Source organism: Clostridium sp. 29_15, from assembly GCF_001916075.1.
Lineage (GTDB): Bacteria > Bacillota > Clostridia > Clostridiales > Clostridiaceae > Clostridium > Clostridium lentum.
Genome location: NZ_MNRT01000026.1, coordinates 1 through 15,044 on the forward strand (window position 1 = coordinate 1; position 15,044 = coordinate 15,044).

The following is a 15,044-nucleotide window of genomic DNA, read 5'->3' on the forward strand; positions in this document are numbered from 1 at the left end:
AGCAAGGAATAAAAAGTAGAAAATATCCTTGGAACCTATGAGTTCAAAGAATATTTTCTTAAATAACTATCTGTAAAAATTAGTTATTCAACAACCTATATTATATATAATTATGCTATAATTCCCACGATACAGTTTATTTTAATAGATCATTTATTATTGAAGCTAATTTCTCAGGTTCATATGTTGGGGCAAATCTGGAAATAACCTTACCATTTTTATCCACTAAAAATTTAGTAAAATTCCATTTTATATCTTCTCCATCAGTTTTAAATCCTAGATTTTCAAGCTTTCCGTATAATAACTTTGATTCTTCATCTTCTTCTGCTTGTGGTGCTTCTGATTTTAAAAACTTATATAAATCTGAAGCATTTTCTCCATTTACTTCAATTTTAGCAAAAGTTTCAAAAGTTGTTCCATATGTTAATTTGCAAAAACTTGATAACTCAGCATCACTTCCTGGTGCTTGTTGGAAAAATTGATTACATGGAAAATCTAATATTTCAAAACCTTTATCTTTATATTCATCATAAATCTTTTGTAACCCTTCATATTGTGGTGTAAATCCACATCCACTTGCTGTATTTACTATTAAAAGAACCTTTCCTTTATATTTTTCTAAAAGTATTTCTTCTCCATTTGTCTTTTTTACTTTAAAATCATATATCATAATTTTTTCTCCTTCTTATAAATGTTTCTCAATATTTTCTTTAATCACCTGTTTAGGTGAAAATCCTATTAATCTTTGAACTTCTTGACCTTTTTTTAATAATACTAATGCAGGAATATTAGATATATTATATTGTTCTGCAATATCCATACTGTTATCAACGTTAACCTTTATTATGTTAATTTTATCTTCAAATTCAGCTTGTAACTCATCCAATATTGGTGAAATCATTTTGCAAGGTCCACACCATTCTGCAAAAAAATCCACTAAAACCATATCTTTTTCAATTTCACTTTTAAATTCATTACTATTAACTACTTTCATTATAAATTATACCTCTTTATTTTTTCTTTTTATTTGCTCTATATAAGACACAGCTGATAATGCTGCTATATTTCCTTCTCCTGCTGCCTTAATATATTGATATGGAGTACCAACTATATCTCCTGCAGCATAACAACCTTTCTTTGCATTTAATGTTGCTGATATTGCAGCTGGTCCACTTCCTATTATTGCAATATCATATCTTTCATTCATTTTATCATTATCACCTATAATTATTTTAATAATTTTTTAATATCCTCTTCAATTTTTAATGGCTTTACTGTAGGTGCATATCTTTTAACTACATTTCCTTCTGAATCAATAAGAAATTTTGTAAAATTCCATTTAATTTCTTTACTCAATAAACCTTTTTTCTCATTTTTTAAGAACTTATATAATGGATGTGCATTTTCTCCATTTACCTCAATCTTTTGGAACATATTAAATGTAACTCCATAGTTTAAAGAGCAGAACTCTTGTATTTCTTCATTGCTTCCTTTATCTTGATGTGCAAACTGATTGCAAGGGAATCCTAAAATTTCTAAACCTTCTTCTTTATATTTCTTATTTAATTGTTCTAATTCAGTAAATTGTGGTGTTAACCCACATTTACTTGCTGTATTAACTACTAATACAACTTTACCTTTAAATGCTTCCATCTTAACTTCTTGCCCATTCATTTTTTTTGCTGAAAAATCATAAAATTTCATATTTTATCTCCTTTTAATTTTATTAAATTTAATTTTATTCAATTAATTATTCTAAATTTATAGAATTTGTTACATACACATTTAATTAAAAAATCAATTCTAATTAAATGTATATTTCAACAAATTCTTACTTAAATGTTGCTAATAAATTATCTAACAATCTCTTTAGCTCAACAACATCTTCTATGTTCTTGCCAAACTTACAATACATTTTCTCTGGAACCTCAATGATTTCGTCCTTCATTTTTCTTCCTTTTTCAGTAACCTCCACAATAACTACTCTATCATCATCCTTATCTCTATATTTATCTATTAATTCCATTGAAAGTAGCTTTTTTAATACAGGAGTAAGAGTTCCTGAATCTAAATGTAGTTTTTGCCCCATTTCCTTTACCGTTATCTTTTCATACTCCCATACAACTAACATAGCAATATATTGAGTGTATGTAAGTCCATATTTATCTAACAGTGGTTTATAAGTTTTTATTACTTCTCTTGAGGCTGCATATAATGAAAAACATAACTGATTATCTAATTTCATTTTCTCATATTTACCCATTATAATTCCCCTTTTTTAAATTTTTTCAAATTTAATTTTATTCAATTAATCTTGTTATTATATTATTACTATTCACCACTTTTGTCAAGTGTAAATTAATATAAATATATTTTTTAACTCTTTATTATTACTTATGGTAGTATATTTTCAATTATAAAAATAGCCTTAGGCAAATTAATTCAACGCCTAAGGCTATAAACCTCATTTATTTATGATACGGTTCTTTATTCCTTATTCTAAAACAATTATACAATTACTTTTTAAGCTTTTCTTAACATCGATTAATCTTTGATTGCTGGAACCTTTGAACTTTAAACCATCAACCTTTTTATCTTTTTCAAAACGTCCATCCACTAATACATCTATATTTTCAATTAAATCTTTTATATTATTATCTTTTTTCATCTTTTCTAATACATCCTCAAAAGTATATCCTGTATAGCACCAAATATTAAGGCCAGCCTTCTTAAAAGCTTTTGCCATATAAGCAAATTCTTCAGCTCTTTCAAGAGGATCTCCTCCACTAAAGGTTATTCCTTTAAGTAAAGGATTATCTAATGCATCTTCTATAAGTTCATCCATATCTAGCTCTTCTCCTCCATTAAAATCATGAGTATCTGGATTAAAACATCCTTCACAATTATGTCTACATCCTTGAGAAAAATATACCCTTCTCATTCCTGGTCCATTAACTAAAGATTCATATGCAATTCCTGCTAGCCTTATTTTCTTTGACATACTTCCGCTTCCTTATCCTTTAAATAACTATAAAAAATTATCATTAACTTAAGCTTTTAACGTAATTTAATCTACCACCAGCTTTTATTACCTGGATTTCCTTTTCTGTTAAATCTATTAATACTTCAAATTCACTATTCTTACTTATATTTTTAACTTTAACACTTCCCTTAGTTAAAGCTTCTTTAATATCATCTATAACCAATTCATCTAATAAATCCACTTTATTATAATCAGCTTCATTCTTAAACTCTAGTGGAACTATTCCATTATTAATTAAATTAGCCTTATGAATTCTAGCAAAGGATTTGGCAATAACACCTCTTACTCCTAGATAAAGTGGTGCTAATGCAGCATGTTCCCTACTAGAGCCTTGACCATAGTTTTCTCCTGCAATGATAAGTCCTCCACCTAAACTCTTAGCTCTCTTTGGAAACTCAGTATCAACTGTATTAAAACAAAATTGAGATAAATATGGAATATTAGATCTAAATGGTAAAAGTTTTGAATTTGAAGGCATAATATGATCTGTAGTAATATTATCTTCTACCTTTATTAATATCTTTCCCTCTATTTTCTCTCCTAACTCCTTATTTATAGGAAAAGGTTTAATATTAGGCCCTCTCTTTACTTCTACCTTAGTACCATCTTCAGCCGGCTTAAGTATCATTGAATCATCAATAATAAACCTTTCTGGCATATTAACAGATAAATCTATCTTTAACTCTCTTGGATCTGTAAGTACACCTTTAATTGCAGAAACTACAGCAGTTTCAGGGCTTACAAGATAAACTTTTGCTGATAATGTTCCACTTCTTCCATAGAAATTCCTATTAAAAGTTCTAAGTGATACACCATTAGTACCAGGTGCCTGTCCCATTCCTATGCAAGGGCCACATCCATTTTCCAATATTCTTGCACCTGAACTTATTATATCAGCAAGTGCTCCATTCCTTGCTATCATCTCCATTACTTGTCTTGAACCTGGAGCTATTACAAGACTTACATCTGGATGAACCTTTTTTCCTTTTAATATCTTAGCTACCTTCATTAAATCTTCATAAGAAGAATTTGTGCAACTTCCTATGGCAACTTGATCTACCTTAATTTTTCCTATTTCATTTACCTTTTTCACATTATCAGGACTATGAGGCATTGCAGCTAATGGTTCTAAAGTATTAAGATCAATTGTTATCTCCTCATCATAAACAGCATCTTCATCTGCTTTAAATTCAAACCAATCCTGTTGACGCCCTTGAGCTTTAAAGAACTCTAAAGTCCTTTCATCACTAGGAAATATTGATGTGGTTGCCCCAAGCTCTGCTCCCATATTAGTTATGGTTGCTCTTTGTGGAACTGAAAGGTTTTTGATTCCTTCACCTCCATATTCGAATATTCTAGAAACTCCACCTTTAACAGTAAGCCTTCTCAAAACTTCTAAAATTACATCTTTTCCTGTAACCATATGTTTAAAATTACCTATGACATTTACTTTACATACCTTAGGAACATTTATATAATATGCTCCACCTGCCATAGCTAAGGCAACATCAAGACCACCTGCACCCATAGCAAGCATCCCCACCGCACCAGCAGTTGGTGTATGACTATCTGAACCAATTAATGTTTCCCCTGGCACTGCAAATCTTTCTAAAAATACTTGATGACACACTCCATTTCCTGGTTTAGAAAAATATACTCCATGCTTAGATGCTACAGTTTTTATAAATTCATGATCATCTGCATTTTCAAAGCCTTGCTGTAACATATTATGATCTATAAAAGCCACTGATCTTTTAGTTTTAACTTTATCTATCCCCATAGCTTCTAATTGCAGATATGCCATTGTCCCTGTTGAATCCTGTGTAAGAGTTTCATCAATTTTAATACCAATATAGCTACCCTTTCTCAATTGACCTTCAACAATATGGTTGCTTAAAATCTTTTCTACCAAATTATTTCCCAATGATAATCTCCTCCCTTCTATTCTCTCTATTATTTATTATTCCTTTTCTTTATATTGCTTATAAAGACTTACAAGCTCTTTATCAAAAAGACTTCTTTTTAATCTAACAGTAGTTGCTCTTACCAAGCTAAGTATATCTTTCGCTTCAGCATCTGAAAGTTTTATATCATATTCTTTAAATTTATTTACTATAGCTGCTTTTCCTGAATGTTTTCCTATGACAATTTGCCTTTCAAGTCCTACCACCGCTGGATCATAAGCTTCATAATTCATTGGATTCTTAATAGTTCCATCGGCATGTATACCTGATTCATGCACAAAAGTATTTTCTCCTACTATGGCCTTCCATTTTGGTAAAAATCGCCCAGAAGCCCTGGATACATACTCTGATACTTCTTTAAATTTTCTAGTATCAATATCTGTCTTATAACCATAAACATAAATTAAAGCCATTAATACTTCCTCTAAAGCAGCATTACCAGCTCTTTCACCAAGACCATTTACTGTTACTCCAACATGATTAGCACCACCCATAAGACCAGCTATAGCATTGGCAGTAGCCATTCCAAAATCATTATGAGTATGCATTTCAATATCAAATTTTGTTTTATCATATAAATACCAAATTTCATCCCTTAATTTAAAAGGTTCCATAATACCTACAGTATCGCAATATCTAAACCTATCTGCACCTGCTTTCTTTGCAGCATTAATAAATTCCACTAAAAATTCTCTATCAGCTCTTGATGCATCTTCCCCATTAACAGATACATACAAGCCGTTTTTCTTAGCATATTCCACTGATTTAATCATATTTTCAAGCACCCACTGCCTTGATGTTCTAAGCTTATGCTTAATATGAATATCAGAAACAGATATGGAAATAGCCACTGCATCAACATCACAATCAATAGATTGCTCTATATCAGAAGTAACAGCTCTATTCCACGCCATTATACTCTTTGCATTGCTACTATTTCTATTCCTTTTCACTATTGATTTTATTGCTTCCTTTTCATCTCCACCCATGGTTGGAATACCAACTTCTAATTGATCTACTCCTAAATCTCTTAACATAGATGCAATGATAATTTTTTCCTCATTAGCAAATACAACACCAGCTGTCTGTTCCCCATCACGCAATGTAGTATCCACTATCTTTACTTGTATATCATTTATAGGATCTTTAATTGCCATGTTATAGCCCCCTTTTATTTTAATTCCAATTTTACCATTTTATTACTATAACTTCAATGTAATATTTCTTTTTTAAAATAAAACTAAAGGCACTAATTTTCATTAATCTTAAATTTAAGACTTTTAAAAATTAATGCCTTTATTTATATATTTATATAACACCATAATTATTCATATTGCTGCCTGTATGGGAACATCTATCTGCTCTTTCTTCAAACTTTCCTGGACCGAATCTTTCATCTAAGCTTAAGTATCCAGTAACTCTTGATATACCTTGAATATCTATACTATTACATTTTGGACATTTCTTTTCATTGCTATTTATACTACTTCCACAATTCTTACAGTATCTTATATGAAAATTTATTCCTATATAACTTATATTAGTATTTTTATATGCATAATTAATAATATCCATAATCTGCTCTCCTGTTGGTGAATCATCTACTTCAATATATGAAATATGACCTGCATTGCAAAGCTTATGATAAGGTGCTTCAATATCTATCTTTTTCTTTATTGAAATAGGAAACTTTACAGGAATATGATAACTATTAGTATAATACTCTTTATCAGTGACTCCTTTAATGATGCCAAACATTTTTTGATCCTTCTTAATAAACTTGCCACTTAAACCTTCAGCTGGTGTGGCATAACAACTCCAATTAAGATTTGTTTCCTCTGAAAATTTATCTGTATATTGTCTCATAAAAGTAACAATTCTCACACCAAGTTCTCTAGCTTCATCACTTTCACCATGATGCTTTCCTGTTAAAGCTGTAATTGCTTCTGCTAGCCCTATGAATCCAATGCCCCATGTGCCTTGTTTTAAAATAGGTTCAATTGAATCCTCTTCTTCTAGATTTTCCGCTCCCTTCATCAGCTTTTGACCAGCCACAAAAGGAAGATCCTTTACTCTTAACTTTTTAAGAATGCCATATCTATGAAGTAATGATTCTTTTGCTAATATTAATCTACTTTTTAATATTTCAAAAAATTTATCTATATCACCTTTTGCTTCAATTCCTATTCTAGGTAGGTTAATAGTCACTGGTGCTATATTTCCTCTACCTTTGCATCCTGCCTCTCCATTAATATTTTTCATAACATATGTCCTGCATCCCATGGTTGCTGGCATATATCCCTTATCGTAGTATTCCTTATTGAAATCAGCATCTATGTTCATAAATGTTGGGTTCATTCTCTTTGCTGCTACTTGGCAAGCTAATTTATAAAGATAATAATATTCATCTTCCGGTTCTCTATTTACTCCTTCTTTTACTCTAAAGATTATATTAGGAAAAATAGGCTGTTCTCCTTTTCCTAAACCTTTTTCATATTCTTGTAAAAATATCTCACATATCATTGCTGCATCTTTATCTTTAGGTATCCCTAAATTTATAGAAGAAAAAGGGACTTGTGACATTTTCGTTCTTACCCGTAAGCTTTTTATCTTACGCTCTGGAGGTTTCCCTCATCATATAGCTATCCCTCTTATAATCACTATATTACTATTAGTCTATTCTAATCCAGATTAGCATATATTTTTATCCTTTTCTTTCAACCATAGGATAACGAAGACTCTTGGGAGTATTTTTGCTATCATATCGCTCAACTCCTATGCGTTACAAGGAATTGTGATTCAATCCCTCTCGGTATTAACATATATTTTATAACATGAATCGTATTTTCTTTTTAAATAAATAGTTGCATCGTTATACATATATTCTCTTAAGCTTTTAACATCTTTCTTTGATGAATACAGTAACATACTACAACCAATTCTTTCTACAACTTTATTTATTCGTGTTCCAATTTCACTATTTAAGATAATATTTAAATTATCTAAAAATTCATAGTTAGATACAAATCCAATACATTTTCTTGATCCTTTTCTTTTACCATGTGATGTTGTATTAGTGCACCATCCATCTCCATCAAAGAACCCTCGAATAAAATGTCTCATCATATCTTGATTTATATTAGGAATTATTTCATGCTTAGTTTTGTTAGGTATAACACCTAACTTACCTAAATCATTAAACATCTTACATGAATGAACCTTTAAAGAACAACAATTTCTTTTATCAAAACAGATTGAATTTTTACTTTCAATTGCCATTTTAAATCTCTCTAATATTTCTAAATCCTTAACGCTTATTTCTAATCTAATACATGGTTGCGATTGCTTCCTCACATAAACATTTCCATCAGCCATTAAAAATCCTAAAAAATAAGCTTTTTCCTCTGAATCAATATTTTCAAAAAAATTTTCTTTAAAAGGCTCTTTAAATCCTGCTGTGCCTCTTCTTTGAATTCCATATTTTATCAATATATTTTTTACTGAATTTGCACTTTTATATCCAACAAAATTTGCAACTTTTTGCAAACTTAAACCTTGATTATATAGTTCAATTATTCTCTCTTCTAATAGTTTTTTCTGACTCACATTTCCTTTCCTCCAATTCCTGTATCAAATACTTAGTCTTTACCGATTTTCCTCATTTATACTCTAAAATCTACAATGGTGTTTGATTTTAGACGGCCCACTATTGACCTGCACGACTATGCATAGTATTTAAATTATATACAATTCCCTGCATAGCTTGATGAACTCTCATCTTTAATCTTTCTTCTACAATATTTTCTATTCTTTCTTCTTCAATACCAAGAGCTTCTAACTCGCTTCTTATTTCCTGTCTGGTAGGATCAATAAAAATAGACATATCATTATCAAAATCGGGGTGTGCTTGACCTCCAAACATGTCATTCTGGCTTGACTGCAACAAAATACAAGATAATTCTGCTGCTGTTTCTATTCTTTTAGGTTTATTTATAGTTCCATAGCCTGTATTAAACCCATTTTCCAAAATCTCTTTAGTAGGAATATGAAGACAATTTATACTTAAATTATAAGAATCCAAGTCATGAAAATAAAGCTCACCATTTTCATGAGCTTTTGCTAAATGCTTAGGCATATTAGCTAAATTATGCCACTTATTTGATTCTGATGCTATTCTTAAAAGCTTTGACGAAAAGTTATTTCCTATATTAGCATTGTCTCTATCAGTTTCCACGCCAATCCTATTAATAGCTTTCATTAAATCAGATTTTGTATCCCTCACTCGTGTTCTATCCATCCTATATATAGAATACGCCCTTTGAATTTCATTATAGCCTTCATCTATTAAAGTTTTTTCAATTAAATTTTGAATTTCTTCCACAGTTATGTTTACTTTTTCAGATTTAGCTATCTCTCCGCATACTTTTTCCGTTATATTGATAATTTCATTATCACTTAATGTTTTTGAAACTTCCTTACTAGCTTTTCCTATGGCATTACTTATTTTATCTTTGTTAAACACTACTTCCCTTCCATCTCTTTTTACTACATATTGCATTCATCTGTCTCCTTCCCACTATATATTGTGTTTATTCTTAATTATACCCCTTTATATTATTCATCTCAAAGCTCAATTATACCCCCATATTATTCCATTAAATAATTTGTATTTACTTATCTTTAATTTCCTCTCATTTTCTAAAAAAATTTTAATATATGATATTATGCTTTATTTTTAATTGCATACATTAATCTAACTATATCAGTATTGATAATGTTTATAATTATCAGTATTGATAACTATATCGTTTGTGATATAATAAAGTTAATAAATTTCGTTTAGGAGGATTAAAATGCAAAAAATTGCTATAATAACTGATAGTGCATCTGATATCCCATTAGAGGTTATAAAAGAAAAAAACATTAATTTATTACCACTTAGAATAATCTACTCTCATGGAGATTACCAAGATAAATTAGACATTACACCAGAGGAAATATACTTAAATTTAGATAAAGAAATTCCAACAACTTCACTTCCAAGTGCACAGACTATGGATGATATTCTTAATAAATTAGAATCTGAAGGCTATACTCATGTTATTGCCATATGTATTTCAGGCGGCCTTTCTGGAACATGCAATTCCTTAAGATTAATCTTAGAAGACCATCCAAAGTTGACATCATATGTATATGACACTAAAATTCTTGCTTATCCTGAAGGAGAAGTTGTCTTAGAAGCAGTTAAACTTGTTGAGGCTGGTAAAAGCTTTGAAGAAATAGTTGAAGCACTACCTAAAATCAGAGAAAGAATAACTGGTTTCTATACTGTTAATACTTTAGAATACTTACAAAAGGGTGGTAGAATTGGTAAAGTTGCAGGTACAATTGGTGAATTATTAAACCTAAAGCCTATAATCACTACTGATGAAACAGGAGTATACTATACTATCTGTAAAGCTAGAGGAAGAAAGCAAGCCCTTTCAAAAATGACTAATCTTCTAAAAGAAAAACTTGCTATAGGAAAATGTGAAGTTACCGTATTAGAATGTGCTTGTAAAGAAGAAGCAACAAAGTTTATGGAACAACTTGCAAAGCTTCCAAATGTAGAAAATATAAAGCTAAATGTTCTTAGTCCAGCATTAGGAATACATGGTGGTCCAGGGTTATTAGGACTTTCTGTGAAACTTGTAGAGTAAAACATTATGGATGATTTTAAAAATATTATTGATATAAAAGCAGAAGAAAAAAAGCTCTATGAAGAATATAAAGCAAAGGTGGCTGAACTAAAAAAAGTTCAAAAAGAAAAAGAAGCTGTAGGTCAGGTTTTTACCAAAGGTCTACTTCCAATCTATGTTTTATTTATTCTTCATCTAAACCCTTCCAATGGCAATGATATTTCCAATAAAATATCTAAAAGGACTTCTAATCTTTGGACTCCAAGTACTGGAGGAATTTATCCACTTTTAAAAAAGCTTGAGAAGGACGGATTGGTAATCGGCAAGTGGGATGATCCTAAGAAGAAGTTCCAAAAAATTTACTACCTTACTGATTTAGGCGAAAAGGAATTTCAGCATAGAAGACACTTATTAAAACCAAGAATTGAAGAATCATTAAAAGTATTTCAAATTGTTTATAAAGATTTATATCTATAAATATACAAGTAAGAATAGCCTTACTTGTATATTTTTTTTTATTTTACATATACTAAGTAAAATTATTAAGGTGGTGTAGTGATGAAAGGTTTAATATTAGATTATAACCATTCTGAGGCCTTCATTTTGTTAGAAGATGATTCAGTAAGCACAGTTCCAATAAACTCCTTACCTACATTATTACCTATAGGAAGTAATATAAATTTATCTACTTTAAATAACTGTAATAATTTAAAATACCATCCTCTACATAAATCTGAAGACTTTTTTTAATAGTATAAAATTTTCTTTATAAAGCAAAAAAGATGCATCAAGCATCTTTTTTTATTCTACTGTTATTGCATTAACTGGACAGCTTGATTCAGCTTCTTTAGCCTCATCTTCTACTTCTGAAGGCACCTCATCAACATAAGCAGCTGCTTTTCCATCATCCTCTAATACAAACACAGCTTCACATATAGATGGACATAATCCACAACCTATACATGTATCTTTATCAACATGAGCTTTCATATAAATCATCCTTTCTACATACTTATAATAATATTATTTACTCATTCACTAAAAATATGTATTAAAAAATTATTACCAATTTGATGGTTTTACATTTGGCTCACTAATTGAAATATTCCATTTCTTATATTCATACTGTGCCACTACATAATAAGTTTCTTCAGTATTTTCTCGTTTATTATTTACTGTTATAGCTGTCTTATAAACTAATGTATCATATCCCCTATTCTTTACAGTAATCACTACATCATAACCTGCCGTAGTGGTTTGAACTAATTCTACGTTAGAAATTATCTTTTCTGCATCTGAAGTAAAATCTTTTAAATCATTAGAAAAAATGTATTTTAAACAGTCTGCATCACTTTTTATATTTATACCTATTTTATAATCCTTATCCTTTAATGAAGGTTCAATCTTCTTTAAAACTTCTAATATTGGTTTATAATAAATATAATTAAATTCCTTAGGCTTTCTAATAAATGATAAATTCTGTATTATAACTTCATCTATTCTATTAGAAACAGTATAAACATCCGTATCATTATAGAAATTACCACTCTCACTGCCTACCACATAATAGAATTTTTTAACTTCATCACCTAAATCAAATTCAAATATATAATCTGGCTCTAAGTTTGACTTTTCTGTACTTTTTTGTGCCTTAGAAAGTAAGTTATACATTGTATTTTTTGCTGATCCTTCAGTAACAATAAACTTAAATCCTAAATCTCTCATACTTTGAATACTTATTTGTTCTACATTTTCAGAATCTAAATACTGAAAATAATCTGTCTTCCATCCTAGTTTCTTCTCTATATTTTCTACTACACTACAACCTGAAAATGTAGTTATTATACCTATTAATACTACAGTCAAGCAGCTAAGCTTAATACTTTTTAACATTTCATCTCTCCTTTCAATACTTTTTTTCAAATAATTAGGAGGCGATAAGCCCCCTCCCAATTATTAAAAATTATAATACTTTCTGCTATCATTAGCAATTTAAATATTTACATGACCTTATTATTTATGAACTCACTAATTAATATAAGTACAATCATTCTACTTTATTGCATAGGAACTACAACTGTAGAATTCTTAAAGTCATAGAACATTAGCCAGCAACCTATGTCTGTATCTGAATCCTTAGCAACCCATGTGACAAATCCTGTTCTTCCATCATATGGCTGTTCATCTTTATCTTTCTTTCCAGGAATAGCATAAATTATATATTTTAAATTTCCATTAAAATCACATTTATATCCTAATTTAAAATAATTATACTTCTTAATATAAGGATAATAGTTAAGCATTGGATAATAAACTAATGTATATTTATTGTAATTGGACATATTACACATTTCATATAAATCATGTACAGGAACCTTATACCATTTACAGTATTTAAGTTCATCATAGCCTTCATCTTCTTCAAAGCCTTCTGCAATGGATTCAAAATACTCACCGATAGTTCCTCTTATCTTACTATTTCTTGGATTAAATTCCTTACTTTCTTCTATGAGCTCTTCATAATCCTCAAACTTTCCTCTAAGATTTTCTTTTGGATGGTCTGTTTGAATATTTTCTTCTATAGTTGCCTGTAATTTAACTTTTTCAGTCTTCTCTTCCCTAGAAGCCTCCACTTCTTCTAGTGATTCTTCCCTCTTTTCTTCAGCAAACTCTTCTTCTCTATCTTTTTCTTCAACGGATTCAACTCTCTTTTCTTCTTCAACCTTTAGTGAACCTTCATTTATTGAGTTTATTTCTTCATTAACTACTTCTTCCCTATCTTCACATTTATCCTTCTTTTCTTTTTTATCATGCTTCTTTTGTTCTTTATAATGTATTTTCTTTTCTAGTTCTTTATCACTTTTAGCCTTTATTACTTTATAACTCTTCCAATCCTCACAAGGTTGTTGTCCATTTAAAAATCCACACATAATAAAAATTGGAACACCATCTTTATATTTACCTATGGCTGCTCCAGAAATCTTATCTAAAGAAAGCTCTATTCCAGCAATGTTATCAACATTATATTCTTTAGTATAATCTGCTTTTCCAGCAATGCTTACATCTAACTTACCTAAATCTACTATTTGCTTGTTATCTTTCTTATCACATATAAGCATCATATTGTATTTATCTTCATCTTTTCTGAGGTTTTGAGCATAAAAAGATATTTTACATATATCTCCCTTTGCTTCAATCTTTGCATACCCTGACAGTGATTTATCATTGGCACTAGCATATCCACGTTCATCTTCCTGCAAAATAATGAAGTTTCTATATAGCCTGCTATTACTAGCCATCTCTTAAAACCTCCAAGTTAAAATAATTCCCTATATTATATGCTTACTATAAACAGATATGTTCTCAATACATGAAAATTAAAGCTATGCTAATTAATTAAGTCACTTCGCTAATTTATGGCGACTTAACTAAGTGCATTAGTGAAATGATATGCACTATTTAACTAATAAAAATAATAGGCTATTACAAAGTATCGTCATAGCCTATTATTTTTATTTCATTCTGCTATATATAGCATCTGCTAATGCTGCAAATTCCTCTATAGATAAAGTTTCTCCTCTTCTCTTAGGGTCAACATTTGCTTCACTAAATGCTTCTTCCAACTTTTCTTTAGGAAGTCCTATATTTTTAACACCATTCCATAATGTCTTTCTTCTCATATTAAACGCATTTCTAATAATATCAAAGAATAATTTTTCATTTTGTACTTCTACTCTTGGATTATCTAGCTTTTCTAATCTTATTACGATAGAATCAACCTTTGGTCTTGGTATGAAGCAAGCTGGAGGTACTTTTCTTACTATTTCAGTATTGCAATAATATTGAACTAGTAAAGATAATGCACCATAATCCTTATTACCCGGTTCTGCTGCCATTCTTTCTGCTACTTCCTTTTGAATCATTATAGTTAATGACTTAAAGTTATATTTTTCCTTAAGCAGTTTTACAATAATTGGAGTTGTTACATAGTAAGGAAGGTTAGCAACTAGCTTAACACTTTGCTCATCCCCTATTATTTCATTGAAATCAACTTTTAAGGCATCATTATGTATTAATGTAAAGTTTTGATTATCACCTAACTCTTGACTTAGTATAGGAATTAAATCATTATCTAACTCTATAGCAACAACTCTTTTAGCTGTATTTAATAATTGTGCTGTTAATGTTCCAACTCCTGGACCTATTTCAATAACTAAATCATCTTTGCATACTTCAGCACCACTAACTATATCTCTTGGAACTGAATCATCAATTAAAAAGTTTTGACCTAAACTTTTTGAAAACTTAAAATTATATTTTTTTACCAGTTCTGCTGTCTTTATGTTCTTTATGTCCATA

16 protein-coding genes and 2 pseudogenes are annotated in these 15,044 nt (G+C 29.8%); 3 read left to right on the forward strand and 15 right to left on the reverse strand.

The window, feature by feature from the left end; all coding sequences use genetic code 11:
* Positions 1 to 136 precede the first annotated feature (136 nt).
* The 11 genes and pseudogenes from BHW04_RS05500 to nrdD (BHW04_RS05550) all read right to left on the reverse strand — a co-directional run.
* Complete coding sequence (locus BHW04_RS05500; RefSeq protein WP_302699145.1) at positions 137 to 670, reverse strand: glutathione peroxidase; 534 nt, start codon at positions 668 to 670, stop codon at positions 137 to 139.
* Between the two features lie 15 nt (positions 671 to 685).
* Positions 686 to 994 carry a thioredoxin gene (gene trxA, locus BHW04_RS05505; RefSeq protein ID WP_294126728.1) on the reverse strand — a complete coding sequence of 103 codons (309 nt, stop codon included), beginning with the start codon at positions 992 to 994 and terminating at the stop codon, positions 686 to 688.
* 6 nt (positions 995 to 1,000) lie between these two features.
* Positions 1,001 to 1,135, reverse strand: a pseudogene (locus BHW04_RS05510) (thioredoxin reductase); the annotation flags it as partial.
* 92 nt (positions 1,136 to 1,227) lie between these two features.
* Positions 1,228 to 1,704: a glutathione peroxidase gene (locus tag BHW04_RS05515; RefSeq protein WP_186835518.1), complete on the reverse strand. Its 477-nt coding sequence runs from the start codon at positions 1,702 to 1,704 to the stop codon at positions 1,228 to 1,230.
* A 127-nt stretch (positions 1,705 to 1,831) separates the two neighbouring features.
* On the reverse strand, positions 1,832 to 2,263 hold the full coding sequence (locus BHW04_RS05520; RefSeq protein ID WP_302699146.1) for a MarR family winged helix-turn-helix transcriptional regulator: 432 nt from the start codon (positions 2,261 to 2,263) through the stop codon (positions 1,832 to 1,834).
* Positions 2,264 to 2,494: 231 nt separating this feature from the next.
* Entirely contained in the window at positions 2,495 to 3,001 is a 507-nt protein-coding gene (gene nrdG / locus BHW04_RS05525) for an anaerobic ribonucleoside-triphosphate reductase activating protein (protein WP_186835190.1), read from the reverse strand.
* Positions 3,002 to 3,044: 43 nt separating this feature from the next.
* Entirely contained in the window at positions 3,045 to 4,967 is a 1,923-nt protein-coding gene (locus BHW04_RS05530; protein ID WP_302699147.1) for an aconitate hydratase, read from the reverse strand.
* Between the two features lie 36 nt (positions 4,968 to 5,003).
* Positions 5,004 to 6,164 (reverse strand): homocitrate synthase, encoded by a 1,161-nt coding sequence (nifV, locus tag BHW04_RS05535; RefSeq protein WP_022211295.1) that lies wholly within the window; start codon positions 6,162 to 6,164, stop codon positions 5,004 to 5,006.
* Between the two features lie 151 nt (positions 6,165 to 6,315).
* Complete coding sequence (nrdD, locus tag BHW04_RS05540; protein ID WP_441294417.1) at positions 6,316 to 7,617, reverse strand: anaerobic ribonucleoside-triphosphate reductase; 1,302 nt, start codon at positions 7,615 to 7,617, stop codon at positions 6,316 to 6,318.
* Positions 7,618 to 7,806: 189 nt separating this feature from the next.
* On the reverse strand, positions 7,807 to 8,613 hold the full coding sequence (locus BHW04_RS05545) for an LAGLIDADG family homing endonuclease (RefSeq protein WP_302699148.1): 807 nt from the start codon (positions 8,611 to 8,613) through the stop codon (positions 7,807 to 7,809).
* A gap of 106 nt (positions 8,614 to 8,719) precedes the next feature.
* Positions 8,720 to 9,565 (reverse strand): annotated as a pseudogene (gene nrdD / locus BHW04_RS05550) (anaerobic ribonucleoside-triphosphate reductase); the annotation flags it as partial.
* A 295-nt stretch (positions 9,566 to 9,860) separates the two neighbouring features.
* Here nrdD (BHW04_RS05550) and BHW04_RS05555 point away from each other — a divergent pair.
* From BHW04_RS05555 to BHW04_RS05565, 3 genes are all read left to right on the forward strand, one after another.
* Positions 9,861 to 10,706, forward strand: a complete 846-nt coding sequence (locus BHW04_RS05555; RefSeq protein ID WP_302699149.1) for a DegV family protein — start codon at positions 9,861 to 9,863, stop codon at positions 10,704 to 10,706.
* A gap of 6 nt (positions 10,707 to 10,712) precedes the next feature.
* Positions 10,713 to 11,162 carry a PadR family transcriptional regulator gene (locus BHW04_RS05560; protein WP_302699150.1) on the forward strand — a complete coding sequence of 150 codons (450 nt, stop codon included), beginning with the start codon at positions 10,713 to 10,715 and terminating at the stop codon, positions 11,160 to 11,162.
* Positions 11,163 to 11,243: 81 nt separating this feature from the next.
* Positions 11,244 to 11,435, forward strand: a complete 192-nt coding sequence (locus tag BHW04_RS05565; protein ID WP_022168970.1) for a hypothetical protein — start codon at positions 11,244 to 11,246, stop codon at positions 11,433 to 11,435.
* A 51-nt stretch (positions 11,436 to 11,486) separates the two neighbouring features.
* Here BHW04_RS05565 and BHW04_RS05570 read toward each other — a convergent pair whose 3' ends face one another.
* From BHW04_RS05570 to rsmA, 4 genes are all read right to left on the reverse strand, one after another.
* Positions 11,487 to 11,675, reverse strand: coding sequence for a ferredoxin (locus tag BHW04_RS05570; protein ID WP_022211289.1), 189 nt, complete (start codon positions 11,673 to 11,675; stop codon positions 11,487 to 11,489).
* A 72-nt stretch (positions 11,676 to 11,747) separates the two neighbouring features.
* On the reverse strand, positions 11,748 to 12,578 hold the full coding sequence (locus BHW04_RS05575) for a hypothetical protein (RefSeq protein ID WP_022211288.1): 831 nt from the start codon (positions 12,576 to 12,578) through the stop codon (positions 11,748 to 11,750).
* Positions 12,579 to 12,742: 164 nt separating this feature from the next.
* A complete protein-coding gene (locus BHW04_RS05580) occupies positions 12,743 to 13,984 on the reverse strand; it encodes a DUF7922 domain-containing protein (RefSeq protein ID WP_022211287.1) in 1,242 nt (413 codons plus the stop codon).
* A gap of 213 nt (positions 13,985 to 14,197) precedes the next feature.
* A complete protein-coding gene (rsmA, locus tag BHW04_RS05585; RefSeq protein ID WP_022211286.1) occupies positions 14,198 to 15,043 on the reverse strand; it encodes a 16S rRNA (adenine(1518)-N(6)/adenine(1519)-N(6))-dimethyltransferase RsmA in 846 nt (281 codons plus the stop codon).
* Between the last annotated feature and the right edge of the window lies 1 nt (position 15,044).

What these genes read in the sequence shown, in the direction of transcription:
- BHW04_RS05515 (WP_186835518.1), bottom strand. Translation starts at nt 1,704, where the DNA reads ATGAAATTTTATGATTTTTCAGCAAAAAAAATGAATGGGCAAGAAGTT.
- BHW04_RS05575 (WP_022211288.1), bottom strand. Translation starts at nt 12,578, where the DNA reads ATGTTAAAAAGTATTAAGCTTAGCTGCTTGACTGTAGTATTAATAGGT.
- BHW04_RS05565 (WP_022168970.1), top strand. Translation starts at nt 11,244, where the DNA reads ATGAAAGGTTTAATATTAGATTATAACCATTCTGAGGCCTTCATTTTG.
- BHW04_RS05500 (WP_302699145.1), bottom strand. Translation starts at nt 670, where the DNA reads ATGATATATGATTTTAAAGTAAAAAAGACAAATGGAGAAGAAATACTT.
- BHW04_RS05520 (WP_302699146.1), bottom strand. Translation starts at nt 2,263, where the DNA reads ATGGGTAAATATGAGAAAATGAAATTAGATAATCAGTTATGTTTTTCA.
- trxA (WP_294126728.1), bottom strand. Translation starts at nt 994, where the DNA reads ATGAAAGTAGTTAATAGTAATGAATTTAAAAGTGAAATTGAAAAAGAT.
- BHW04_RS05570 (WP_022211289.1), bottom strand. Translation starts at nt 11,675, where the DNA reads ATGAAAGCTCATGTTGATAAAGATACATGTATAGGTTGTGGATTATGT.
- BHW04_RS05580 (WP_022211287.1), bottom strand. Translation starts at nt 13,984, where the DNA reads ATGGCTAGTAATAGCAGGCTATATAGAAACTTCATTATTTTGCAGGAA.
- nrdG (WP_186835190.1), bottom strand. Translation starts at nt 3,001, where the DNA reads ATGTCAAAGAAAATAAGGCTAGCAGGAATTGCATATGAATCTTTAGTT.
- rsmA (WP_022211286.1), bottom strand. Translation starts at nt 15,043, where the DNA reads ATGGACATAAAGAACATAAAGACAGCAGAACTGGTAAAAAAATATAAT.
- BHW04_RS05555 (WP_302699149.1), top strand. Translation starts at nt 9,861, where the DNA reads ATGCAAAAAATTGCTATAATAACTGATAGTGCATCTGATATCCCATTA.
- BHW04_RS05560 (WP_302699150.1), top strand. Translation starts at nt 10,713, where the DNA reads ATGGATGATTTTAAAAATATTATTGATATAAAAGCAGAAGAAAAAAAG.
- nifV (WP_022211295.1), bottom strand. Translation starts at nt 6,164, where the DNA reads ATGGCAATTAAAGATCCTATAAATGATATACAAGTAAAGATAGTGGAT.